Genomic DNA, 25085 nt, shown 5'->3' with positions numbered 1-25085 from the left:
GATATACAGTATATTATCTATCTCGCCCTTTGTCAACCCTTTTTCCACTTCTTCTTTTCATACTGCCATGTAGCCAAACAGGACTACCCAATATATACCCTCTATTTTCTCTTGTCAAGCCCTTTTTCAGTTTTTTAATATTTACAATAATTTAGATAAACTTTCAATGTGTATTTTGAGTTTACAATGACTTCCTCTCTATATTTGAATGTGAGGCTCTCTGCTTTATTGTAAGATATTTCTTACTTTAAAGGCTTTACTTATTTCGCTTTGTGTCGTTAGTTTGTAAAGTAAATGTCTTACTGGTCCAGCAATAAATTTCCAGTTTGAAATTACTGATGAGCTTTATCGAGAATTATCTATAGAGTATACAAATGAAAAATTGAATAAAAGGGCGCAAAAGCGCCCTCTTTCAGATGTTAAGGCCTGTATTGATTTATGATTTCATCCCACATTGTTTCGGGATTCTCTGGTTTGTATTTTTCCTTAAGAGCTTCTACTTTTTCTTCAAATGTTTCTTTTTCTACTTTATAGAAAATACCAATAGGTCTTTTTCCTTTGAATGGCTCTGCATTTTCAAGCTCTGGATTGTCCGCATCAAGGGCATGGGCAGCTAATTCCTGTCCTCTTGCCGTGTCTGTAGGGTCATGTCCAAGTTCTTTGTTTATATCAATGAGTCTTCCTTTGTAGTATTTGAATGTATCTATTTTGTTAAACGTTGGGCAAGGAGATAAAACATTTACAAAAGAGAAACCTTTATGTTCAATAGCTGCTTCTATAATTTCTGTTAAGTGTTTTGGATTTCCAGAGTATGACTGAGCAACAAAAGTTGCTCCGGAAGCTATAGCAAAAGAAAGAACATTCATTGGTTCATCAATATTTCCATAAGGTGTTAAAGAACCTTTATATCCTTTTCTTGAGGTTGGAGAAACCTGGTTTTTTGTCAAAGCATACATTCTGTTATCCATCATGATAACAGTCATATTGAAATTTTTTCTTGCTGCATGGGGGAAGTGCTCCATACCGATTGAAAACAGGTCACCATCACCTGCTGTAACAACAGTTGGAACTTCAGGTTTTGCGAGTCTCGCCCCTACAGCTGCTGGTATAGCTCTTCCGTGCGCTGTGTGAAGACCAAATGCATTCATAAAAAGCGGCAATCTTGAAGAACATCCAATTCCTGAAACAAGTTCTAAAGCAGTAGGGTCAAATTTTTCCTCAGAAAAAGCTTTTGTTAGTGCAGAAACCACACCAAAGTCCCCACATCCTGGACACCATGTAGGCTCTATATTACTTCTGTATTCTTTAGGTGGAAGATTTTCCTCTAATCTTACAAATTGTATAGACATAATAATTACCTCCTTGGTTTATTTGATTTATATAAAGGGAGAAAAATCTCCCATATTAAGCATTAACTTTTTTTCCAACAATTTCTATGATTTTTTCCTCTATTTCTTTAGGAATAAATGGTTCACCTCTATAAACATTTAATTGTTCAATTTTAGATGCAGGAACATCGGTAAACATTCTTATAAATCTTGCAAATTGACCAAGATAGCTTGTTTCTGGGACAAGAACTTTATCTGCCATTGAAACTACTTTTTCTATAGCATTTTTAGGAACAGGGAATAAAAGTTTTGGATATAAAGCTGCTATTTTATATCCTTTCTTTCTAAGTCTTAAAACAGCTTCTTTTGTAATGGACGCTGTTAATCCCCATGCTATTACTGCAATATCTGCTTTTTCTCCTTCCTGAAGGTCTCCTAAATCCCATTCTATTAGCTGTGGATTTTCTTCTTCTATATTCTGGACTTTTCTCCATCTTTTTTCCATCATTTTAACCCTTGTTTCAGGGTTTGTTCTTGGAGAAGAATCTTCACCGTGTTCAAGCCCTGTAGCTGTATATGGCTTAGGTGATACTTCCGGAACGAACATTGGTGAAATTCCTGTGTCTGTTACAGCATATCTGTTGAGTTTTTCTAACGCTTCTTCTGTAACTTCATCTTTCTTAACTACCGGTCTTTCTATAAGCTTGGATTGGATTTCTTTCACATTAGGAGTTGGTATAGCTTCAGCTCTAAGTGAAAGTGAACCGTCTGTTAGGAATAAAACAGGAAGTTGGTATCTTTCTGCAAGGTTAAATGCTTCTATTGTGAGATAAAAGTTTTCTTCTACGTTTGTTGGAGCTATAACGACCCTTGGTCCTTCACCGTGTCCACCTAAAGCAGCAGCAAAGAGGTCTGCCTGTTCGTGTTTTGTTGGCATACCTGTTGATGGGCCACCTCTTTGAACGTCCACAAAGACAGATGGTATTTCTGCCATAGAACCAAGACCTATAAGCTCTTGCATAAGGGATATACCTGGTCCAGATGTTGCTGTCATAGCTTTAACTCCAGAGAATGAAGCACCAAGAACAATTGCAGCAGAAGAAATTTCATCTTCAGCCTGATAAACATATCCACCTGTTTTTAGAATTATTGGAGCAAGATAGTTTCCTACTGTTGTAGCAGGTGTAATTGGATATGCAGCGTAAACTTTAACTCCGGCAACGGCTGCTCCGAGAGCTATAGCTTGATTACCTTCAAGAATAATAACATCTTTCTTTGGCAGTGGTCCCGGAACTTTGTATGGGTCTATTTTTTTGAGGTGTTCTTTTACATAATTTTGTGCAACTTCAATAGCTTTGAAGTTAAGGTTAACTACATCTTCACCTTTTTTAGAGAATTTTTTAACAATCTCTTCTTTGAGAACTTCCATAGGGAAGCCGAAAAGCTCAAAAACAGCAGCCATTGCAACAACGTTCTTTGTGATATAAGCTCCTACTTCTTCTTTTGCAAGTTTTGACATTGGAACTGCATATGTGAAAACGCCCAGTTTTTCTAATTCTTCTAAATCAGGTTCAAAATCACCACCTTCAGGTCCGTCCCAGATTAAAACTTTTCCTTTTTGAAGAAGTGGTTTATTTACTTCATAAGCTTCACCGTTAAATGCAACAAGTATATCGAAACCATCCCCTTGGGAGAGGATCTTTTCATCAGACATTCTTACCTGAGAAAGTGCATAACCACCTTTAATTTCAGCTGGGAAAGATTTGAAAGTAACAACTTCATAACCTAAATTTGAAGCAGCTCTCATTGTGAAATCACCGGCAGATATAACACCTTCACCACCTTCACCGGCATACTTAATAGTTAAATCAAATGCCATAATCGGTCCTCCTTATTTTTGTTTGGCTAATAAAATATAACACTGTTTGATTTTTTAAATCAAGTTAAATTCGTTGTTTCTTTATTTTTCCTGAAAAGCTTCTGCCTAAGTAAATACATAAAGTAGTAAAGCAATGGAACGTATATCAGTGTCAGGAATGTTCCAACTATAAGACCTCCTATTGCTACTGTTCCAAGCGGTGCCAGCCTTTCAAGTCCAAGTGCCCAGCCTAAAGCAATTGGTATCATACCTGCTGATGTTCCAAATGCAGTCATTAAAACAGGTCTTGTTCTTACTTTTATACTACCAATGATTGCTTCTTCTATACTTTTTCCCTCTTCAAGTGCCATCTGGATAAAATCTATAAGTAGAATAGAGTTTTTGGTTATTATTCCTGCAAGTAAAACAATACCCATAAGTCCAGGCATTGACTGATGATATCCCATTGCCAGTATTGCCCATGCTGCTCCAATCACAGAAAGGGGAATTGCAAATATAACGGCTATTGGAGAAGAAAAAGACCTGAACGCTGGTGCAAGAGCAAAAAATAAGAATACAATTCCAAGTCCAATAGCTTTTATCATCCTAAACATTGCATCTTTAAGTTGCTTTATATCCCCTTCGTTTGACAGATAATATCCTGGTGGTAGATGGAAGTGTTCTTGTTTAAGTGCTTTATGGAAATTCTGGACTATATGTGTTATCGCTGCTTTTTCTCTATATCCAAGAACGTCAAGTGTATACATTAAATCCTGTCTGGTAATAAGAGTAGGTTCTATTCTTTTTTCTACATGTGCAATTGCTTTTAAGGGTATTTTTCCTACAGGTGTGTCTATGTAGTAATTATCTAAATCTTTTATGGAATTTATTTGAGGCTGATTATAGCTAACTCTTATGAAAAGGCTTTTTTCATTTGGAATGCTATATAGGGAAACAATCCCTCCTCTTATTTTTGTTCCAAGCTGGGATGCTATCATAAACGGTGTTAGATGGTAAGTTAAGGCTTTTTTATAATCTATTTTCAGGTTATAAACAACTTTGTCATAATCCCATTTTCTAAATACAGATGTTAATCCGCCTGTATTATATGCAGCTTGCAGGACTTTATTTCCTAAAATATCCAATTCTTTAAAATCATCTCCGCTTAGCCTTGCATCAAGATTACCTTTGATTGTTGATAGTGGAGTTGCTCCATAATCATAAACAGCAACATATTTGATATTTGGTATCTGCCAGATTTTTTCCCTTAACTGTCTTTCTATATCCCATATTGTCTCTTTTCTGTGAAATCTGTCTATATAATGGGCGGTGATTGATATTGTTTGTGGTGTGTTTCCTTTGCCTATGGTAAGAACTCCAGGTTCTGAACCTGCAGCTATTGAATAAATCTCTACCTTTTTATCATTTTTAAATATTTGATTAATCTGTTTTATTACTTCTTCAACTTGCTTTGTTGAAAGGTTACTATCTGTTATTACTGTTGCTTTTACAATACCTGTATCCATAGGGGGCATAATTTCTCTACCGACTATCGGAATAATGACCCTCATACTAACAACAAACATCATTATTATGAAAACAAAATAAGGGATAGCAAAAAACTTTTTCCTGAATACATTTTTGACAGCGCCTGTGTAAAAATTCCTAAGAGGATTTAGTATAAACTCTGATACTTTGTAAACAATGGCTTCAAATCTATTTTTCTCATTTGTTTTTTTCAGTAAAAATGGTGCAAGTAAAGGAATAAGGGTAATTGATACAAAATAAGAAACTATTACTGCTATTAAAAGTGTTCCAGCAAGGGGGCGGAATATTCTTTGTGGATAATCACCGACAAATAGAAGTGGGAGTAATACAACAGATGTAGCTATTGTTCCTGCCAGAACTGCAAAAACAACTTCTTTTGTCCCGTTTATAACTGCCTGTCTGGTTGGCTCCTTTAGTTCATATAAATGTCTTTCTATATTCTCAAGAATAACAATTGCGTCATCAACAAGCATACCAAGGGCAAGAATTATAGCTGTAAGGGTAACAATATTAAACTCCATTCCGAGAAGCCACATTATTCCTATGGTAATTGCATAAACAAATGGAATAGAGATACCTGCTATTATCATCTGTCTGATGTTTGCAAGGAAGAAGAAAATTACAATAGCGGTGATAATAATAGCGTCTCTGAGGGCTTCAAACATATTAATATTACTGAGTCTTATAATTTTTTCCTGTGTATCTGATATTTGAAAGTCAAGCTGTGGAAATTCTTTTTTAAGCTCTGGGATTAGCGCTTTTACTGCATCTATTGCTTTAAGTGCATCTCCTGTTGGTTGTCTTTGGACTGCCAGTGCTATTGCAGGTTTGCCGTTTCCGTAGTAAAGGACACGGTTTTGGAATGTGCCATATTTAACTGTTGCTATATCAGACAGTTTAATTGATGGGGTAATCTGCAGATTTTTCAGTTTATCTAAATCATTTTTCTTGTTTAATGATTTTATAAGAAATTCATCATTTTTATTTAAAACAATACCTATTGGTATATCTGCATTTGTTTGCTGGATTTTTCTGATTATATCTGTGTATGAAAGTCCGTATTTATTAAGTTTATTTTTGTCTATCTGGATTAAAACCTCTTTCTTGTAACCACCGAATACATCTACATTTGCAACCTCTTTTAGTCTTAAAAGTCTATTTTTAATCTGATTTTCTGCAAGTTGACGGACATCTGATAGGGATATATCAGGGCTTTTGGGTGAAACAGATAGAACTAATACAGGCGGGGTTGCATCAGTGATTTTGTAAATTTGGGGTTCTCTTATACCTTTGGGAAGCAATGATTTCACTTTATTTATCTCATTTTGGACGTCTGTTGTTGCCTGTTCTATATCCTTTTCATACTCAAATTCGGCTGATATAACGGCTATCTCATCATTTATCGTGGATGATACTGTTCTGACTTTGTCTATCGTGAATAATCTTTTTTCTATTGGGATGGCTACGTTTTCTGCCATATCTGTTGCAGATGCTCCCGGCTGGAAAACAACCACTGCTATGACAGGTCTGTTAACATCTGGGAAAAGTTTTTGTTTTATCTCAAAAAATCCGATTACCCCGAGGATTGACAGAGAAAGTATCAGGGAAAGTATAAAATGCGGTCTTTTCAGGACAAATTCAACTATATTCTTACTCATTTTTTGCCTCTGCTGTCAGGATTTTTCCTTTTTTCCCAAGGGATAAAAGTCTGAGTTTATTTTCTTCAGCAACGGCAACTATAGTGCCTTCTGATATATTTCCTGTGACAACTGCAAATTTTTCGTTTTCTCCTAAAACTTTAACTGGAATTTTTTTGAAAACACCGTTTTGATTGGTTAAAACGAATGCTCCGTTTGATAGATGGAGAACCGCATTTTCAGGAACTACTAATCCGGAAATTTTTCTGGCAAGGGATATGTTTATGTAGCTGTTTGATACAAGGTTTTCAGGTTTTTGGGATAGAACTATTCTTATCATTTTTAAGTGATGTTTACCTGCCACAGGATAAATATTTGTTATTTTAAACTGATGTGGTTTACCGTTTATATAGACTATAGCAAATGTGTCAGGTGTTATTTTAAGGTCGTGGGGAATTTCTGCAACTATTTCATATTTATCTGTGCTCTCTATTGAAATAATGGGTTTTCCAGGAAGGGCAAGATTTCCTTCTCTAAGAATAATATTTTGAACAACACCATTAACCGGAGATGTTATTTTCAGATATGCAAGCTGGTCATATAATGATGAAAGATTGTTTTTTAGCTCTTTTATTTTGTTACTAACCTGTTCAATAGCAGATTGGACTTCTTTATACTGAGCTTGAGCAAGCTTATAGGCTGTTAGGCTTTTTTCCAGTTTTTCTTTTGATATTGCTTTTTTCTCATAAAGTTTTTTGTCCCTTTCATAGATATTTTTTCTTGTTGTTAAATTAGTTTGTGCAGCTTGCTGTTTGATTTTTAATGCTTGCAGTTGAACCTGCAGGTTTGAGATATTCAGTTTTGTGTTTTCTATCTGGCTGTTTATCTGGGTTGGGTCTATGTTTACAAGAAGTTGTCCTTTTTTTACTTTATCTCCAATTTTTACATTGATTTTCTTTATATATCCTGGAATTTTTGAGGCAACTTTTACTGTATTCACAGGTCTTATTGTGCCTAATACATCATTTGATACTAAGATACTACCTTGTTTTACGGAAGTTCCTTTTACAACATATACAGGAATTTCAGGTTTTTGTAGATGAGCAAGATGTTCTTTTCTTTTTTTGATTAGTCTAATTCCTGATATAACAAGAATAATAACTATCAGAATTATAATTATAAACTTCAGCTTACCTTTCATCTCCTATCTCCTCTAACAGATATTTTAGATATGCTATTGCTGTTTCTCTGTTATAAAAGGCCTGATAATAGTAACTTTCAGCCATGAATTTTTGTGCCTTGGCATATAAGTAGTCGTAAAGGTCTGATACTCCCTCTTCATACTTTGCCTTTTCTGATTCTTCAACCTGTTTTGCATATTCAAGCTGTTTTTTAGAAGCATTTAATTTTGCTGTTGCAGATTTTATATCATCAAGGGCTTTTTGAATTTCTGATTTGAGTTTTAGGATTACAGCTTTTTTCTGATAAAGGACTTTTTCTTTCTCTAATTTTGCTTTTATATACTGATTTTTCCTGTATCCAAAATCAAAAAGGTTATATTTTACTGTAAAACCTATAAACCATAGGTCTTTATATTCGTCATTTCCCATATTTCTCTGGAGTTGTGAGTTAAAGTAAATTCTTGGTAAATAAAGGCTTTTTGCAATGTCTAACTTTTTATCTGATATATCATAAGCAAGGTTTATTTTTTGAACTTTTTTAAGCTGCTTTACATCTTTAAGCTGTGGAATTTGTGATTGGGATTGGACGTCCTCAAGTTCTGATAAATCAATATCTTTTCCTATAAGGGCAATTAATACAGATTTTAGAGAGTTTATGCTGTTTTCAACTTTTTCTAAATTTGCCTTTATTTCTTCAAGACCATACTGGACTTTTAAAAGGTCAGTTTCAGGTTTCCTTCCAACTTTGTATGCTTCATTTATATTTTCATACAGTTTTTCCATTGATTTTTTGTATGCTTCAAGGGCTTTTTTCTGTTTTTGGAGGGAAAGTATTTTGTAATATATGGATTTAATATTGAAAATTAGTTGCTGCTCTGTTAGTTTGTAATCTATCTTTTTGACTTTTTCTGATAAATCCAGAATATCAACTTTCCTTTCAAGTTCAAAACCTGTAAACAATGGAATATTATAAGATATACCTGCTACGAACTGATTTCGTGCTCCTATAATAGTTCTCGGATTAATAGGTGGAGAGATTGGATAAAGAATTCTTTTATCTTCATATCTGCGAAATGTTCCAAACAGGTTGATTTCACCAAATCTTTTGGCATTGACCATACTTTTTTCTGAATGTTTAATCTGGATTTCTACTCTTTTTTGCTTCAGGATAGGACTATTCTCCTTAGCTGTCTGTATGACTTCAGTTAAAGTTGTTCCATAGGAAAAATAACAGGTTATTAATGTTAGCAGCAAAGCTTTGTATCTCATATTTACCCCATTGGTTATATTAAAATAACTAATTATTAATTAATAATAAATCAAAAATTGCTTTATGTCAAGGATTACAAAAAAATTTAACTTTATATTAATTCCGTGTTTTAATAATAATATGAAATGTTATTAAGCAAATAAACTTTAGGAAGGTGTGGCCGTGGGTAGAAAAAGGAAAAGTGTTGAGGAAAGGAAGAAAGAGGTCTTTTATACCATCAGCCAAATTATAGCAGAAAAAGGCTTGTCCGAAGTTTCCACCATTGAGGTGGCAAAAAGATTAGGTGTTTCGCAACCTGCCATTTACAAATATTTTAAAAACAAGGATGAGATGATTATTTATTTCCTTGAAAATCTCAGGCAGGAACTGGAAAAAATTACTGAAAAGGCTGAATATGGTGAATCTGCACGCCAAAAATTAAAAATTATAATTACTGAACATATGAAGCTTATTAATGAAACTAAATCTTTACCTAAAATTGTTTTTTCTGATGTTTTGTATGTGGATGAAGATAAAAGAAAAAAACTTGAAGAAATCGTTACATCTTACTGGAATAAAGTAAAAGAAATTATTGAATTTGGAATAAAAAATGGTGAAATAAAAAATATAGACCCTGAATTCGCTGTTAGATTAATCATGGGAGTGATACTTTCAAGCTCTTTAAAATGGTTTGTTAATGGAATGAAAACTTCTATTTTAGAGGAAACAGATTTTATTTTGGATAATATATTTAAGATTTTATTAAAAGAAAAGAAGTAAAAAATTTTTATTTAAGTGAAATTTGTTAACCTTAAATAATTCTAAAGAAATCAAAAACTTGAAATAAATAAAAAGGGGGCTTTAAACCCCCTTTTTTTATTTGTTTAAAACTTCTGCTACTGCATCTCCGATAAATGATATATTCTTAACTGTTTTTGCACCTGCGGCTTCAAGTGCTTTGTATTTTTCTTCGGCAGTTCCTTTTCCTCCTGCAATAATAGCACCTGCGTGTCCCATTCTTTTTCCTGGAGGAGCTGTTACACCTGCGATATAAGCAACTACAGGTTTTGTTACATATTCTTTTATAAATTCAGCGGCTTCTTCTTCTGCTGTTCCACCAATTTCTCCAATCATAACAATTGCTTCTGTTTCAGGGTCATCCTGGAACCATTTTAAAACATCAGAAAAAACAGTTCCTGGAACTGGGTCACCACCTATTCCAATAACTGTTGATTGTCCAATTCCTTTGTTTGAAAGCTGGAATGCAGCTTCATAGGTAAGAGTTCCTGATCTTGAAACAATTCCAACATTTCCTCTTTTGAAAATATGTCCTGGCATAATACCGATTTTTGCTTCTTCTGGTGTTATTACACCTGGGCAGTTTGGCCCGATTAAAACAGTATCAGGATAGTATGTTTTTATATAATTTTTAACAGGTATCATATCATTAACAGGAATTCCTTCTGTTATACAGATAACTGTTTTAATTCCTGCATCTACAGCCTCAAGAATTGCATCTGCTGCAAATGGAGGTGGAACAAAAATGAGAGAACAATCTGCCCCTGTATTATCAACAGCTTCTTTTACACTATCAAAAACAGGAATTCCTTCTACTTCCTGTCCTCCTTTTCCTGGAGTAACCCCGCCTACAACCTGTGTTCCATAGGCTTTGCATTGTGTTGCATGGAAAGAACCTTCTCTTCCTGTTATTCCTTGAACAATAACTTTTGTATCTTTATTTACTAATACGCTCATTCTCCTTATCCTCCTTATTGTTATTTACAGTATCTTTGAAAAGTCCACCCTAAGCTTACAACCATTTAAAATAAATTCAAAATTTCCATCAATAGTTTCAAAGATTTTTTTGTATCTGTTATTTTCCAGATGAAAAATTTTTACATGCTTTCTATCTTCTACCGGATAAATTAAGCAGTAATATTCTACTCCTTCCCTTTCATAAAGTTCATATTTGACATGTTCATCCATCTTTACAGATGATGGAGATACTATTTCAAATATAATTTTAGGAGTTATAGTAACTTTTTCCCTTAAATTTCCACAAATTACTATTACATCAGGTCTAACTACTGTATCTTCGGATACATAGTAATCAATATCTGGTATAACTTCGCATTTTGTTCCACAGTTTTTAATCTCTTTATCTAATTCAACCAATAAGTTTCTTACTACTCTTTGATGTTCGATGGAAGGAGATGCCAAAGCATAAGGAACTCCTTCAATGAGTTCCCAATCTCCTTGCCATTTGTTTCTTTCCTCTACCGTATAGTAAGGTAGGTATTTATCAGCTAATCCCATATAACCTTCCTGATTATCCTGCTTGTTTTGCAAGTTCTACTGCTTTTTGTGCTCCTTCCCACATAGTATCAGCAGGAATAAGGTCAAGTCCAGATTCTGCAAGCATTTTCTTACCGAGTTCAACGTTTGTTCCTTCCATTCTAACTACAATAGGAACATGAGGTTTAACTTCTTTTGAAGCTTCAATAATACCTTCTGCAAGTCTATCACATCTTAAAATTCCACCAAAGATATTAATGAAAATAGCTTTTACATTTGGGTCAGAGAGGATAATCTTGAATGCATTTGCAATCTGTTCCGCATTTGCAGAACCACCAACATCAAGGAAGTTTGCAGGCTCACCTCCGGCAAGTTTAATTGTATCCATTGTAGCCATCGCAAGACCTGCACCGTTAACCATACATGCTATATTTCCATCAAGTTTGATATAGTTCAGGTTGTATTGTTTTGCTTTAACCTCAAGTTCGGACTCCTGGGTTGGGTCTTCCATTTCCATAATATCAGGATGTCTGAATAATGCATTGTCATCAAAATCAACTTTTGCATCAAGAACAACAATATTTCCTTCTTTTGTTAGCACCAGAGGGTTAATCTCAACCATTGATGCATCTTCATTCATATAAACTTCGTAAAGCTTAACGAATACAGATGCTACTTTATTTATTAGATTTTTAGGAAATCCAAGTTTTAATGCAATTTCCCTTGCTTGATAAGGTCTTAAGCCTAAGAATGGGTCAATTACTTCAGTAATAATAGCTTCTGGATTTTTAGCGGCAACTTCTTCAATCTCCATTCCACCTTCTGCAGAAGCCATTATGATAAGTTTTGATTTGCTTCTGTCAAGTGTAATAGCCACATAGTATTCTTTGTCTATGTTTGTTCCTTCTTCTATATAAACCCTGCTTACCGGAAGTCCTTCCGGACCTGTCTGGAAGGTTACAAGTGTTTTTCCTAAAAGCTCAGCTGCATACTGCTGAACTTCTTCAATATTGTGTGCCAGTTTAACACCGCCGGCTTTTCCTCTACCTCCTGCATGAATCTGTGCCTTTACAACAACTGGAAATCTTCCAATTTGTTGTGCTGCTTCTACAGCTTCTTCAACAGTAAAAGCAGGATATCCTTCAGGAACAGGTAATCCGTATTTTCTAAATATTTCTTTGGCCTGATGTTCGTGTACCTTCATCCTGTCCTCCTTTATGGGTCTATTTCTAATTTTCTAAATTTTTTCTGACCTTCTTCAAAAACGTCACCACCGTAAATATCATTTGCAACAATTACTGGAAAGTCCTCAAAATAAAGTTTTCTTATAGCTTCAGGGCCTAAATCTTCGTAGGCTATTATCTCAACACTTTTGATATGTTTTGATAAAAGTGCCGCCGTCCCTCCATAGGCGGCGAAATACACAGCTTTGTATTTTTTTAGTGCTTCCTTAACCTCTGGCCCTCTCCATCCTTTCCCTATTGTTCCTTCAAGCCCAAGTTCGTGTAATTTGGGAGTATATTTATCCATTCTATAAGCTGTGGTTGGTCCTGCAGAGCCTATAACCTGTCCAGGCTTTGGAGGGGTTGGACCAACATAATAAATAACCTGACCTTTTACATCAAAAGGAAGTTTCCCTGTTTTTTCATATTCTTCTAACATTCTTTTGTGGGCAGCATCTCTTGCTGTATAAACATATCCTGAAAGTAAAACTCTATCTCCTGCCCTGAGGTCTTCAATGATTTCATCTGTTAGAGGTGTTGTTATTCTTTTTACTTCAGACATTTTGTCCTTCCTCTTCTATTAATTTTTTAAGATTAAACTTAATTTTATCCATCACAGGAACTTCATAATCAAAATCTACTATAAGCCATGGTTTTTTGTTTTCTGCTATCCAGATTTTTTTGTCTTTGGTAAATATCCAGATAACTTTTTTTACTCCGCTATCTAACAAATCTTGAGTTTTTCTATGAAAATAGTCCTGGGGATTTTCAAATTTCCTAAGGTCAGCCTTAGTATCAATTTCTATCACAACTTCAGGGGCTACAGGGATAAGTTTGTCCTGTGTAAGATATGGTTTAACTTTATCTTTTTCCCAGATGGCTATATCAAGGTTATACCAGCTACGTGGAGCAAACTTATAGCCAACTTCATTTGTCAGGATAATATACTTGCTTTTGTCTAAAACAGATTTTAAAAAAGTAATTATGATGTCAATTAACCATGCTTGTAATCCGCTACTCCCCATGACCGCCTCTAATGAAAGCTCCCCCTTTAGAACTTTATCATAGTCCCTATAATAAATAGGTGAGCCCTTCCTCATTTCGTATATAAGGGCTCTGGGAACTTTCTTCCTTGGTTTTTTCTTATTTTTAAGCTCTTTTTTTACGGTGGTTGCCATTTTATATCTCTAATTCTGTATGTCTTGCAGCATGACACTGGATATTAACTGCCACAGGTAAAGATGCTATATGAACAGGGGCAATTTCTATTTTTACATCAACTGCTGTTGTTGTTCCTCCGAAACCGAGGGGTCCAACTCCAAGCTGGTTTGCCAGTTGTAACAACTCTTCTTCAAGCATTGCTATTCTTGGGTCAGGGTGCCTATGTCCGATAGGCCTGAAAAGTGCCTTCTTAGCCAAAACAGCTGAGTAATCAAAAGTTCCTCCTATTCCAACTCCTACTGTAAACGGTGGACATGCATTTGGTCCTGCATTTGCTATTGATTTAAGAACGAATTTTTTAATTCCTTCAATGCCATCTGCAGGTTTTAACATTGCCTGCTTACTCTGGTTTTCAGAACCGCCTCCTTTGGCAGCAAATTTAATTTTTATCTTATCTCCAGGAACAATATCAAAATAGATTAAAGCAGGAGTATTATCTCCGGTATTTTTTCTGTCGAAAATAGGGTCATAAGCAAGAGATGCCCTTAAATATCCTTCTTTTGTAGCTTCTCTAACTGCTTCATTTATAGCATCTCTTATATTTCCGCCGGTAATATGAACATCCTGTCCGATTTCAACAAAGAAAACAGGATATCCTGTATCCTGACAGTATGCCACCTGTTCCGTTGCTGCTACTTTTGCATTTTCCAGTATAGTATCAAGTATTTCCTTTCCTGTTTCCGACTCCTCAAATGCTTTGGCAGTTTCTAAAGCTTTTATAAAATCTTCAGGCAGCTTATACTCTGCATCTAATATCATCTGTTTCACTTTATCTTTTATGACAGAAACATTTATCTCTCTCATGATTGTCTCCTATATAAGACCTAATTCTTTAATTCTTTCAATTCCTGATTTTACAGATTTTACAGAAGATGCCCATAGCTTTCTTTCTTCATCTGTAAAATCAAGTTTTACAACTTCTTCTATTCCATGGGCACCTAATTTAACAGGCACTCCTATACAGATATCCTCAGCATCGTAATGTTTAGCATCTTCTCCCTCAAGATATACAGAACAAGGGAGAATCTCTTTTTTATCGGTAAGTATAGCTTCTATCATCTCAACAACCGAAGCTCCAGGAGCATGATATGCAGAAGTTCCCATCAGGGAAACAATCTCTCCACCACCAAATTTAGTTCTTTCAACAATCTCTTTCAATCTTTCTTCTGGTATAAGTTTTGTTAATGGAACTCCGCCAACATTTGATACAGAAAGAAGAGGAACCATATCATCTCCATGACTACCTAAAACATAAGCATTTATATTTTTAACAGACACCTTTAGTTCCATTGATAGGAATGCCTTGAATCTTGCAGTATCAAGGACACCGGCCATTCCCATAACTTTGTCTTTGTGGAAGCCGGTTATTTTATAAGCTGCATAAGTAAGAACATCAACAGGATTTGATACAACAATGACTATTGCATCAGGTGCATATTTTGCAATTCTTTCAGAAATAGTTCTGATAATTCCCACATTCTTAGAAAGAAGGTCATCCCTGCTCATTCCCGGCCTTCTGGGGAATCCTGCGGTAACAACAACTATATCAGAACCTTTTAATGGTTCATATCCATCTCCATCAGGGGTAACTGTGAAACCTTCTACTTCAACATCACAACCTATTGCAGTCGCCATCTGCTTTATATCAAGTGCTTTTCCTTTAACAACTTCATAGACTTTGTCTCCGTCTTTCCTGGCAAGGTCAAACATACGAACATTTGCAAGTTCCTTTATTGCGACAAGATTTGCAACGTGTTCTCCGACGTTTCCAGCACCTACAACGGATACTATAGGTCTTTTATAGTCTCCCATGGCAACCTCCGATAATTACTGACTAAATTAGTCTATAATTTATGAAAATCTTTGTCAAACAACGTTTGATTTTTTATTATTAATAGAATGATGGATATTTTTGAAGGTTTTATTAAAAAAATTGAATATGAAATAAACCAGAAAAGAAAAATACTTTCTGATATTGAAAATCAAATTGTTTTTCTTGTTCAGGAAAAGGAAAAATTAAAACAGAATTACACGCAGATAGAAAATGAAGAGTATTCTGAACCTATGCTGATACAGATGAAGATAAACTCCTTAATAAAAATCATGGACAAAATTTCCTCTATAGACCAAAAGCTTGAGGACTTGGAAAAGAAAGCTGATAAAATTAGAATGGAAATCAAGGAAAAAAATGCCGAAAAAAAAGCGATTAAAAAAGAACAGGAAAAACTCCGTAAACTTGAAGAAAAAGACCAGCTTAAAAAGGAGACCCAGCTTGCAGATGAGGCTTTTAATCGTAAGCATTAGTTTTTTGTTTATGTTTTTCGTAGCTTTTGCCCAGGAAAATGCAAAAGTTTCTCCACAAAAAAATTCCAATCCTCCAAAAACAGAAATAGATAAAGAAATAAAAAGATTACAGCAACTTAGGGATGAGATAAAAAGACTTATTGCGAAAAACCAGCAAATTTTAAATCAGATAAAAGAAGAAAGAAAAAAACTGCAGCAAGAGAAAAAGGAATTAGAAGAATTCCAGAAAAAATTACAAACTGAAAAATATAAAAAGCTGGCAAAAGTATTTGAAAAAGCTGTTGATGAAGACCCTGAACTTGCTGCAGAAAGAATATCAAAAATAAAAGACCCGAAAGAAGCTGCATATATAATCTTTAATATGAAAGAAAGTAAAGCCGGTGTTTTGATGGATTATATAGACCCAAAGGTAGCCGACAAAATTGTAAGAATACTATCCAGCTTAAAAAAACAGAATCAACAGGATCAATCGGATAACACAACAGAAAATAAATAATATCTGTAATAATCTTGCAACCTTTTATCATATACCTTATTATAGTCAGTATAATTAATCATAAAAATTATATTAATGGAGGATTGATATGCCGTATATTAAATTACCTGAACTGGAAGAAATGGACCCTGAAATTCAAAAACTCGCCAGAGAAATCCTGGAAAAAACCGGAAAACTTGGGGATATTTTTAAACTCCTTGCTATTAGAAAAGATATCTACTTTATGACAGATAACTGCGTTAAAACATTGCTTCTAAACGAAACAGAACTTCCATACTCAACAAAAGAAAGAATTGCCTTACTTGTATCACAGGCAAATAATTGCCCGATGTGTGTTGATGTCCACAAAAATATAGCAAAAATGCTTGGAATGTCAGAAGAGCAAATAGAAGAAACATTGAAAGGTATTGACCATATAAACACAACGGAAGAAGAAAAAGAACTTTTGAGGTTTTGCCTTAGAGCAGCAAGTAAAGATAACTATAAAATAACCAAAGAAGATTTAGATAAAGTTCTTAATCTTGGATATACCACAAGTCAGGTTTTTGAGGCCGTAACAATAGCAGCTTATTTTAACTACATTAATACTCTTTCAAATGTCTTTGGTTTAGGAAAGTAAACCTTTCTGTTTATATACTTTTGCGAGTATTTTTGCCACAGCAACATAAAATTTTTCAGGTATGAAATGACCCACCTCTACAGAGGAATATAAAGCCCTCGCAAGGGGTGGGTTTTCCACAATAGGAATATCATGTTTTTTAGCAATTTCTTTTATTTTTTCAGCAATTAGATTTTTTCCTTTTGCGATTACCTTAGGTGCATTCATTTTACCCCTTTCATACACAAGTGCCACAGCATAGTGGTCTGGGTTTGTAATCACCACATCAGCTTTTGGCACTTCTGCCATCATACGCATCATTGCTATTTCTCTTTGTTTTTTTCTGATGGCTGCTTTTATTTGAGGATTACCTTCATACATTTTTCTTTCTTCTTTTACTTCTTCTTTACTCATTTTCAGATTTTCTTCATACTCCCATTTGCGATATATAAAATCAATTATTGCAACAGGAATTGAGGATATAGCAAAGGCCAGAACAAGCATCAGTGTATATTTCAGCATAAAATACACTTCATGATTAAATGGTATAAATGACATATTAAACGAGTTATTCATTATTTTGACCATAAGAAAATATGCAACTGCAGAGGCAAAAATTAATTTTAGCAGGTTTCTTATCAGTTCAAATGCTGTTTTCATTGAAAAAATTCTTCCGAGCCCTTTTATAACATTTAATCTGTCTAATTTGGGAGTTAAAGCCTTTGTGGAGAATAAAAATCCAAACTGTAATACATTAGAAAACACGCCTGTTACCAGTAAAACAGCAAAAATAGGCAATATCAAAAGGGATATTATTTTTATTGTATAAAGGATAAACCCCTCATTCCTTTCTGGAATAAGAGATAACGGGTCTGAAAATGTATAGTGAAAATATTCTGTAAGCAGATGATAGGAAAAGGGAATATACGCTATTAAAATTAGAAAAGTTACAATTAACGTGGCTGCTATTGGGATATCCTGACTCCGTGCAACCTGCCCCTCTTCCCTTGCCTTTTGGCGACGCCGGGGAGTCGCCTTCTCCGTTTTGCTTGGGTCTTTTGCCATTATTTACCCATAATTCCAATAAGTTTTATATAACTTTCGGAAAAATTATTTATAACTGAAGTTGAGAAGTAGATTATAAGTGAGGTTGCAATGGCAAGGGAAGCAAGGCCAACAAAAATCTGGAGGGGTAGACCGACAATAAAAACATTTATCTGTGGAATGAGCCTGTTAATTAAGGCAAGAGCTACGTTTACCATAAACAAAATTAATACAAAAGGAAATGCTATCTTAAATCCCAAATAAAATATAAGAGGTGCTTCTTTAAAAAGATAAACAAAAGATTGGGGATTGAAAGATAGCACCCCAATTGGTAGCACTTTAAAACTCATTACAAGGCCGCCAATCACAAACTGATAAGCCCCTGTAACAAAAAATAGTAGATAAAAAAGAAGAATGAAAAATCTATCTAAAACAGAAATTTGACCAAAAGTTGGGTCAAATACATTCACAATTGTAAATCCCATAAAATAGCTTATCAGCTCTGCTGCATAAGAAAAGGCGGAAATAAAAATATTTACAAGAAGACCCAGTAAAAATCCGATTAGTAGTTCCCTTAAAACAAGCATAAAATAATGTAGAAGCGAAAAATTTTCTATAGGGATTTTAAGTTCAAAGATAGACATAAAGAAAAAGGCAAAAGCTATAGAAAGCATTATACGAACATTTAGCGGAACAAGAGAAGTATTAAGTAGTGGGAAACCTATAAAAACCCCGATAACACGGGATAAAACAAGTCCAAAAGCAACTGACATTTCAGGAGTTATTAGAGGATGCATCTTTTTTCACGAGATATAGTTTATTAAATTTGTTAAAAGTTCCTGTGTAAAATCAACCAGTTTCCTGAACATCCAGGAACCGAATATAATTAGTGCTATTATCGTGGCAACAATTTTAGGAATAAATGTTAATGTCATTTCATGTATCTGGGTTGCAGCCTGAAATATACTGATTGCAAGACCTACAATAAAAGCTATTAGAATTACCGGTGCACCTACAATTAAAGCCGTATATAACATCTGCTGAATCAGGCTTATTGTCTGGTCTAATCCCATTTTTATCACCTATAACTTTCTATTAATGCCTTTGTAAGCAGTTCAAAACCATCTGCCAGAACAAATAATATCAGCTTAAACGGTAAGGATATAAGCATAGGGGGTATCATCATCATTCCCATGGACATCAAAATACTTGCAACAAGCAGATCAATAATTAAAAAAGGCAGGAATATTATAAATACGATTTCAAAGGCTGTTTTAATCTCACTAATCATAAATGCAGGTATTAAGGTTATCATACTTATATCTTCAGGTTTTTCAGGCTTTTCCTTTGCAATATCAAGAAATAATTTTAGATCTTCTTTCCGTGTATTATGAAGCATAAACTTTTTGACTGGAATCTGTGCTCTTTTAATAGCCTCCATATCTCCAATTTCTTTATTCAGATATGGCTGAATTGCATTGTTGTTTATGTCCACAAATACAGGTTTCATAATAAAAAATGTTAAAAACAAAGATAAAGCAATAATAACCTGATTAGGAGGAGATTGTGGAATACCAAGGGCATGTCTTAATAAAGAAAGAACAATAACTATTCTCACAAAGGATGTAAATGATATTAAAATAGATGGAACAAGACTGAGTATTGTAATAAGGAAAAGAATTTTTAAGGTAATATCCAGATTATTTAATTGGGCAAGTGTATCGGAAACAGCATCCCCAAAAGAAAGAAAAGGAAAAAGCAATAAAAATTCAAGTTTCAGAAGGGCTTTCTTTTTCATTTTTATTTTTAGTCTCTCCCTCTATCTCATGCAAGCTATCCCATTTTTCTATTATACTCACATTTTTTTCATCAAAGGAAACGAAATAATATTTTTGATTTGCCTTTATTATGGCCAGACCTTTGTTTTTCCCTAAATATTTGATATCCAGAATGGAAATCAGACCTTTTTGTCCCGGTAAGATACCTTTACCATAACGATTTATCATATAATAAATAGAGTAGATAAGAACCACAACGATAATAAATGAGGCGATTACCCTGAGAATATCTGAATAATCAAGCAAGGTCAACAACCCTTATAGCATATTTATCATTTACAACGACCAGTTCACCTATGGCAAATAACTGGCCTCTTATATAAATCTCAATATAATCCTCAATATGTTTGTCTAACTTTATAATATCTCCTTCTTTTAACTTTAGAATATCTATAAAATTTTTGGTGGTTTTCCCTACTTCACCTGTGACTTTTACAGTTACATCCTTAAGGAAGGATATATCTAATTCTTCCTCAACAGCCGCATTATTAAGCTCTTTCTTTTCGTCTTTTTCTTCCATGATTAAGCCGTTTGTATTACAAAGTCTGTAAAGTAAACATTTTTAACACCGCCAAGTGGAAGAATAGCATTTACTCTGCGAAGTATTTCCTCTTTTAGTTTTTCTACTCCTTCAGCTGTCCTTAGTTCCCGGGATGTTTTTGTAAACAGTAAAGTTGTTATGCTATCCTTTATCTGAGGAAGCCTTTTTTCAACTTCCTGTTTTACCTGTTCATTTTCAAGTTCCAGAATTATTGTTACCTTTAAGTATCTATCTGCATCTTTATCTGCAAGGTTGACAACAAAAGTGCCAACCTCAAACATAATTCCAAGATTTTCTATATTTTTTATTTCTTGCTGTATTTTTTCTGCCTTATTCTCTTCTTTTTTGGCTTCTTGTTTATCTAATACTAAAAATTTATAAGCAGCTCCTCCTCCACCACCTAAAAGAAGTAGTAAAACAACAAGGAGGATGATAAGTTTTTTCTTACCTCCTCCTTGCTGCTGTTCTTCCTGTTCTTTATTTTCTTCTGCCATTTATATCTCCATATCAGGCGTTTTTAAAATTATATTATCTCTTGATATTCATTGTCTCTTGAAGAACCTGGTCAGATGTTGTTATTGTCCTTGCGTTAGCCTGATATGCCCTTTGTGCTGTTATAAGGTTTATAAATTCCCTTGATATATCAACGTTAGAAAGTTCTAAAAATCCACTTCTGACTTTTGATATAACACCACCAGGGACAATAATTGGTGTGTATGTCTGGCTATTTGGGAGATAAAGATTATTTCCTTTTCTAACAAGGATTTCTTTGTCTTTAAATGTTGCAATTGCTATTCGTGCTATATCTTTAACCTGTCCATTAGAGTAAACACCTTTTACAATACCATCTTCGCTGACAGCAACAGATAATAAATCTCCTTTTGCATATCCATCCTGCTGTGCATAGAAGATAAAATCAGATGCTACCTGCCTAATTTCCTTAAAGTTTTCTGTAGTTTGTAATGGGTTGGTTGCACCGTTATTTGGGTCATATCCTGCAAATTTTACCTGAGTTGGATCAACAGCTACAGAACCGGCTGCTTCACTGTGAAGGTAATCTACTTTGATTTCATCTCCACCTGAGCCATTTTCAAGGATAGGTATACGTATACGAGTTTGAGGAGGAGAACCATATTCATACTCAACTGTTCCAACTACATTTCCATTTTCATCGAGAATTTTTCCTGCACCATCATCATGCCAATTTACTATATATGTATTTCCTCCTGTTGTATATGATTTAATATGGATACTTCCTTTCGTTGCAACATAACTAAGTTCGAAATACCCATCATTGCCTGTTCCCGCTGTATCACTTGCTGGTTCATCAGAGGACATACTTATTTGTGTGTCTGCATATATATTATTAACATCTAAAGTGCCATCTGAGTTAAAAGTTAATCTTACAGATTTGTATAAATTTCCATCAACTTCAACCGGTGCAATGGTTCCATCAATTAGTTTATAAACATTCCATGTGTTTGTTCCTGTTCTCTGGAAGTAGTAAGATGTTATATGTGGATTTCCAAGGGAATCATAAGTTGTAAAAGAGTTTACATAGTTAAATGTTGTTGAATCTCCCGGTGTAAAGGCTGCCGATATTACCTTTACCCTTGAATCAAGGTTAGTAGGCTCTTTAAAGGCAATTTTGGTTGTTTGGGATGGATCCATAGAGTTAGGAACGTTTATTGCTTTTATTGCACCTGAAATATTTCCATTTTTATCCAGTGTCCATCCTAAAAGTTTCTGACCGTTCAGGTTTATCAAGTCTCCTTCTGCATTTGTTCTAAATTGTCCGGCTCTTGTGTAGTATGTAAGTCCCTGACTGTCCTGAACCATAAAGAATCCTTCTCCATCTAATGCAAGGTCTGTTGGTGTGTTTGTGTTCATCAGAGAACCTTGTGAGAAATCCTTTGTGGTAGAACCTACAAAACTTCCTCCGCCAATTTCATAATTCTTTGGGGCGCCGTTTGCAAAGGTTGTCATACTTTTTGAAATTAGATCCTCAAAATTGGCTCTTTCTGCTTTAAAACCTATTGTGTTTACATTTGCAATATTGTCAGATATAACAGAAAGCCATTCTCTGTTTGCGCCTAATCCTGCATTTCCTGTGTAAAATGATTGAATCATTGTTCTTAACCTCCTATTTGAACAATAGAATTTAAGTCTACTTCATCATTGTGGACTAAAACTTTTATACCATCTTTTGACTTTAATACACTTTCGACATAACCTTTGCTGATTAAAGTAGCTTTTACAGCTTGTTTACCTTTTTTAGCCTCAATATAAACAGTGTAATAACCGTCTTTAAGGTCTGGATTATCTATTTCAAATGGATATTCCTTTCCCCCTTCAAGATTTGAAAAACTTTTGCTTTCAACTACTTTTCCGTTTTTATCTAAAACTGTAACCTTAACAAAATCAGCATTATCTTCCAGTTTGAACTTTACCCTGGATTTTCCATTTTCTACATAAGTGTAATTTCCTTCGTAAAATATTTTTTTGCCAATAAGATTTGATGCATATAAAAGGGAATTTGCCTCATTCGCCTTTTTCAATAGTTCAACAGTTTTTTGAAAATCATTCAGAACTTCCATCTGTCTGAGTTTGACTGTATTGCTGATAAAATCCGAAATGTCCTTTGCATTTAGAGGATCTTGCCAGGCAAGGTCAGCAAGAAGAACTTTTAGAAAATCCTCATTTTTCATTTTTGCATTATCATATCCGGCATCTACTATCTGAGGCTTTTTTAGATACTCACTAATCCCATTTAATTCCATATCTTAAACCTCTTTGTTTTATTTCCTCTACTAATTCTTTAAGTTGATCAAAACTTTGCTCAAGGTCAACCTTTTGGTTCATATCCTGCTTTAAGAAGTTCTCTATTTCAGGATGAACTTCAATCGCAAGGTCTATCTTTGGGGTTGTTCCTTTTTTGTATAACCCCAAGTTAATCATATCTTCTGCTTCTTCATAAGTTGCTTCCATATTTAAGAATATGCTCTGGTATTTTAATATATCGTCACTTACTATCTGGGGCATTAACCTGCTAACGCTTTTTAGGACATCGATGGCAGGGAATATTCTTTTATTGGCAAGCTTTCTTGATAATATTATATGTCCGTCTAAAAATCCCATAGCTGCATCAGCAACAGGATCCATTGAGATATCATCACCTTCCACTAAGATTGTATAAATACCTGTTATACTTCCTCTTCCTTCAAAATTTCCTGCCTGTTCAATAAACTTTGGGAGTAATGCAAAAACTGATGGAGTATATCCTTTGGTTGTAGGTGGTTCTCCTATTGCAAGGCCAATTTCTCTTTGTGCCATAGCCAGTCTTGTTAATGAGTCAAGCAAAAATAAAACATTTTTTCCTTGATTTGAAAAATAATTTGCTATAGCTATTGCAGTATAAACAGCTCTTATTTTTGCAAGGGGTGGCTGGTCAGAAGTAGCAACAACAACAACGGATTTTTTTAATCCTTCTTCCCCTAAATTATCTTCTATAAATTCTCGGACTTCTCTACCTCTTTCACCTATCAGGGCTATTACACTTACTTCGGCTTCTGTATATCTAGCAACCATCCCTAGAAGTGTGCTTTTGCCTACACCTGCACCTGCAAATATACCGATTCTCTGACCTTTGCCAATTGTTAGAAGGGAGTTTATTGTTCTAACTCCTGTATCTAACGGTTCTCTTATTCTTTCTCTTTTTAATGGATTAACTACCTCATTTTTTATGTAATATAGATATTCCGGAGTGAAATTTTCTTTGTTAAGAGGTTTTCCAAATGCATCAACAACACATCCTAAGAGGTCTTTCCCTACCCCTACCCTTACAGGTTCTTGAAGGGCTTCAATCCAACTTCCAACAGCAATTCCTTTGGTGTCATCATAGGCCATAAGCAGCGTTTTTCCATCTTTAAATCCGACAACTTCTGCTTCTATACCATTTTCAATAATACAACTGTCTCCGATTGATACCCGGGGAAGATACGCTTCTATGATAGGGCCAGTGACACCTGTTATTTTACCTTTGACCTTATAACGGGGAATTCTTTTTAATCTCTCTTTTAATTTCATTTTTTAAAATCTTCAGTTTTTCTTTAAATCTATTTTCAAATTGGGCATTTTCAACTTTAATCACAAAATCTCCACCTTCAAGCTCATTTCTAACTATAACTTTGATATTTTTTTGTTGCGGAGATATGTATTCTTTAAGTTGAGGAGATATCTCCACAATAACCTCAGGAGGATTTTTTAAGTCTTCCAATAGTTTTAAAATTTCCTCAGATACATAGCGGGCGTTGTTTTGGTCAACATACATGTAATAAAGAATTTCCTCAATTACAGATAAAATTAGTTCATCTATAAAATCAATATGTTCCTTGTATTTCTGATATATCTCGTTCAAGAATTTATTTAACTCAAGTTTAAGCTCATTATATTTAAGGCTGATTTCTTCTTCTTTTTGTCTGAGTTTTTCTTCTAATTGAGATTGAAATTGATTTTGGAGCTTAGGAATTATTTCCTTTTGAGCTTCTTCATATCCCTGTTTAAATCCTTCTTCATAGGATTTTTTTATTTTTTCTTCGTATTCTTTTTTTAATTTTTCTATCTGGGATTTATAAAAATTTTCTATTTCTTCTTTGGTTAATTTTTCAGAATTAATTTCTTCTTCAGGCGGTTTTCCAAAATCCTGAATATTTAAGTCAGGCATT

27 protein-coding genes are annotated in these 25085 nt (G+C 34.3%); 4 read left to right on the top strand and 23 right to left on the bottom strand.

The features are described from left to right. Nucleotides 1–419: 419 nt before the first annotated feature. Genes MVE07_RS00815 through MVE07_RS00795 form a run of 5 tightly spaced genes read right to left on the bottom strand, consistent with a single transcriptional unit; the run spans nt 420 to nt 8821 of the window. Nucleotides 420–1349, bottom strand: a complete 930-nt coding sequence (locus MVE07_RS00815) for a 2-oxoacid:ferredoxin oxidoreductase subunit beta (protein WP_297452834.1) — start codon at nt 1347–1349, stop codon at nt 420–422. Nucleotides 1350–1404: 55 nt separating this feature from the next. Next, complete coding sequence (locus MVE07_RS00810; RefSeq protein ID WP_297452832.1) at nt 1405–3207, bottom strand: 2-oxoacid:acceptor oxidoreductase subunit alpha; 1803 nt, start codon at nt 3205–3207, stop codon at nt 1405–1407. 59 nt (nt 3208–3266) lie between these two features. Beyond that, nucleotides 3267–6392 (bottom strand): efflux RND transporter permease subunit, encoded by a 3126-nt coding sequence (locus MVE07_RS00805; protein WP_297452830.1) that lies wholly within the window; start codon nt 6390–6392, stop codon nt 3267–3269. Beyond that, nucleotides 6385–7572: an efflux RND transporter periplasmic adaptor subunit gene (locus tag MVE07_RS00800; RefSeq protein WP_297452828.1), complete on the bottom strand. Its 1188-nt coding sequence runs from the start codon at nt 7570–7572 to the stop codon at nt 6385–6387. Before MVE07_RS00800 ends, MVE07_RS00805 begins: the two co-directional genes overlap by 8 nt. Beyond that, on the bottom strand, nt 7562–8821 hold the full coding sequence (locus MVE07_RS00795; protein WP_297452826.1) for a TolC family protein: 1260 nt from the start codon (nt 8819–8821) through the stop codon (nt 7562–7564). The genes MVE07_RS00800 and MVE07_RS00795 overlap by 11 nt, the downstream gene beginning before the upstream one ends. Nucleotides 8822–8984: 163 nt before the next feature. Between MVE07_RS00795 and MVE07_RS00790 the strand changes: the two genes are divergently transcribed. Continuing rightward, nucleotides 8985–9581, top strand: coding sequence for a TetR/AcrR family transcriptional regulator (locus MVE07_RS00790; protein ID WP_297452824.1), 597 nt, complete (start codon nt 8985–8987; stop codon nt 9579–9581). 96 nt (nt 9582–9677) lie between these two features. Here the strand turns inward: MVE07_RS00790 and sucD are convergent, their stop codons facing one another. Genes sucD through MVE07_RS00755 form a run of 7 tightly spaced genes read right to left on the bottom strand, consistent with a single transcriptional unit; the run spans nt 9678 to nt 15352 of the window. Beyond that, the gene (gene sucD / locus MVE07_RS00785) at nt 9678–10556 is read right to left on the bottom strand and encodes a succinate--CoA ligase subunit alpha (RefSeq protein WP_297452822.1); all 879 of its coding nucleotides are present in this window, start codon (nt 10554–10556) and stop codon (nt 9678–9680) included. A 24-nt stretch (nt 10557–10580) separates the two neighbouring features. After that, a complete protein-coding gene (locus MVE07_RS00780; RefSeq protein ID WP_297452820.1) occupies nt 10581–11117 on the bottom strand; it encodes a Uma2 family endonuclease in 537 nt (178 codons plus the stop codon). A 13-nt stretch (nt 11118–11130) separates the two neighbouring features. After that, nucleotides 11131–12300, bottom strand: a complete 1170-nt coding sequence (gene sucC / locus MVE07_RS00775; RefSeq protein ID WP_297452818.1) for an ADP-forming succinate--CoA ligase subunit beta — start codon at nt 12298–12300, stop codon at nt 11131–11133. 11 nt (nt 12301–12311) lie between these two features. Continuing rightward, nucleotides 12312–12881, bottom strand: a complete 570-nt coding sequence (locus MVE07_RS00770) for a Fe-S-containing hydro-lyase (protein WP_297452816.1) — start codon at nt 12879–12881, stop codon at nt 12312–12314. Further along, the gene (locus tag MVE07_RS00765) at nt 12874–13497 is read right to left on the bottom strand and encodes a Uma2 family endonuclease (RefSeq protein WP_297452814.1); all 624 of its coding nucleotides are present in this window, start codon (nt 13495–13497) and stop codon (nt 12874–12876) included. Before MVE07_RS00765 ends, MVE07_RS00770 begins: the two co-directional genes overlap by 8 nt. A gap of 1 nt (nt 13498) precedes the next feature. Continuing rightward, nucleotides 13499–14344, bottom strand: coding sequence for a fumarate hydratase (locus MVE07_RS00760; protein WP_297452812.1), 846 nt, complete (start codon nt 14342–14344; stop codon nt 13499–13501). Between the two features lie 9 nt (nt 14345–14353). Beyond that, the gene (locus MVE07_RS00755) at nt 14354–15352 is read right to left on the bottom strand and encodes a malate dehydrogenase (RefSeq protein ID WP_297452810.1); all 999 of its coding nucleotides are present in this window, start codon (nt 15350–15352) and stop codon (nt 14354–14356) included. 87 nt (nt 15353–15439) lie between these two features. Between MVE07_RS00755 and MVE07_RS00750 the strand changes: the two genes are divergently transcribed. The 3 genes from MVE07_RS00750 (at nt 15440) to MVE07_RS00740 (ending at nt 16959) form a co-directional block, all read left to right on the top strand. Further along, a complete protein-coding gene (locus tag MVE07_RS00750) occupies nt 15440–15844 on the top strand; it encodes a hypothetical protein (RefSeq protein WP_297452808.1) in 405 nt (134 codons plus the stop codon). Continuing rightward, nucleotides 15819–16340 (top strand): hypothetical protein, encoded by a 522-nt coding sequence (locus tag MVE07_RS00745; protein WP_297452806.1) that lies wholly within the window; start codon nt 15819–15821, stop codon nt 16338–16340. The genes MVE07_RS00750 and MVE07_RS00745 overlap by 26 nt, the downstream gene beginning before the upstream one ends. 88 nt (nt 16341–16428) lie before the next feature. Next, on the top strand, nt 16429–16959 hold the full coding sequence (locus MVE07_RS00740; RefSeq protein WP_297452805.1) for a carboxymuconolactone decarboxylase family protein: 531 nt from the start codon (nt 16429–16431) through the stop codon (nt 16957–16959). On the opposite strand, the gene flhB is transcribed toward MVE07_RS00740, so the two are convergent. The 11 genes from flhB to MVE07_RS00685 are packed head-to-tail and all read right to left on the bottom strand — an operon-like array spanning nt 16948 to nt 25084. Beyond that, complete coding sequence (flhB, locus tag MVE07_RS00735) at nt 16948–18003, bottom strand: flagellar biosynthesis protein FlhB (protein ID WP_297452804.1); 1056 nt, start codon at nt 18001–18003, stop codon at nt 16948–16950. The genes MVE07_RS00740 and flhB overlap by 12 nt on opposite strands. Next, nucleotides 18003–18755, bottom strand: coding sequence for a flagellar biosynthetic protein FliR (locus MVE07_RS00730; RefSeq protein WP_297452802.1), 753 nt, complete (start codon nt 18753–18755; stop codon nt 18003–18005). Before MVE07_RS00730 ends, flhB begins: the two co-directional genes overlap by 1 nt. 30 nt (nt 18756–18785) lie before the next feature. Further along, nucleotides 18786–19055, bottom strand: a complete 270-nt coding sequence (gene fliQ, locus MVE07_RS00725; protein ID WP_297452800.1) for a flagellar biosynthesis protein FliQ — start codon at nt 19053–19055, stop codon at nt 18786–18788. Between the two features lie 5 nt (nt 19056–19060). Further along, nucleotides 19061–19780 (bottom strand): flagellar type III secretion system pore protein FliP, encoded by a 720-nt coding sequence (gene fliP, locus MVE07_RS00720; RefSeq protein WP_297452798.1) that lies wholly within the window; start codon nt 19778–19780, stop codon nt 19061–19063. Continuing rightward, nucleotides 19752–20066, bottom strand: coding sequence for a flagellar biosynthetic protein FliO (locus tag MVE07_RS00715; RefSeq protein ID WP_297452796.1), 315 nt, complete (start codon nt 20064–20066; stop codon nt 19752–19754). Before MVE07_RS00715 ends, fliP begins: the two co-directional genes overlap by 29 nt. Further along, the gene (locus MVE07_RS00710) at nt 20059–20340 is read right to left on the bottom strand and encodes a FliM/FliN family flagellar motor switch protein (protein WP_297452794.1); all 282 of its coding nucleotides are present in this window, start codon (nt 20338–20340) and stop codon (nt 20059–20061) included. Before MVE07_RS00710 ends, MVE07_RS00715 begins: the two co-directional genes overlap by 8 nt. Nucleotides 20341–20342: 2 nt before the next feature. Next, nucleotides 20343–20855 carry a flagellar basal body-associated FliL family protein gene (locus MVE07_RS00705; protein ID WP_297452792.1) on the bottom strand — a complete coding sequence of 171 codons (513 nt, stop codon included), beginning with the start codon at nt 20853–20855 and terminating at the stop codon, nt 20343–20345. Nucleotides 20856–20889: 34 nt separating this feature from the next. Continuing rightward, nucleotides 20890–22491 (bottom strand): flagellar hook protein FlgE, encoded by a 1602-nt coding sequence (locus MVE07_RS00700; protein ID WP_297452790.1) that lies wholly within the window; start codon nt 22489–22491, stop codon nt 20890–20892. Between the two features lie 5 nt (nt 22492–22496). After that, on the bottom strand, nt 22497–23141 hold the full coding sequence (locus MVE07_RS00695; RefSeq protein ID WP_297452788.1) for a flagellar hook capping FlgD N-terminal domain-containing protein: 645 nt from the start codon (nt 23139–23141) through the stop codon (nt 22497–22499). Then, the gene (locus MVE07_RS00690) at nt 23122–24447 is read right to left on the bottom strand and encodes a FliI/YscN family ATPase (protein WP_297452786.1); all 1326 of its coding nucleotides are present in this window, start codon (nt 24445–24447) and stop codon (nt 23122–23124) included. Before MVE07_RS00690 ends, MVE07_RS00695 begins: the two co-directional genes overlap by 20 nt. Continuing rightward, nucleotides 24407–25084: a hypothetical protein gene (locus tag MVE07_RS00685; RefSeq protein WP_297452784.1), complete on the bottom strand. Its 678-nt coding sequence runs from the start codon at nt 25082–25084 to the stop codon at nt 24407–24409. Before MVE07_RS00685 ends, MVE07_RS00690 begins: the two co-directional genes overlap by 41 nt. Between the last annotated feature and the right edge of the window lies 1 nt (nt 25085).

This window comes from Persephonella sp. (assembly GCF_027023985.1).
In the GTDB taxonomy this organism is placed as follows: Bacteria; Aquificota; Aquificia; order Aquificales; family Hydrogenothermaceae; genus Persephonella_A.
Note: the sequence above shows the minus strand (reverse complement) of the source record. Positions and strands in the feature narration are given on the sequence as shown.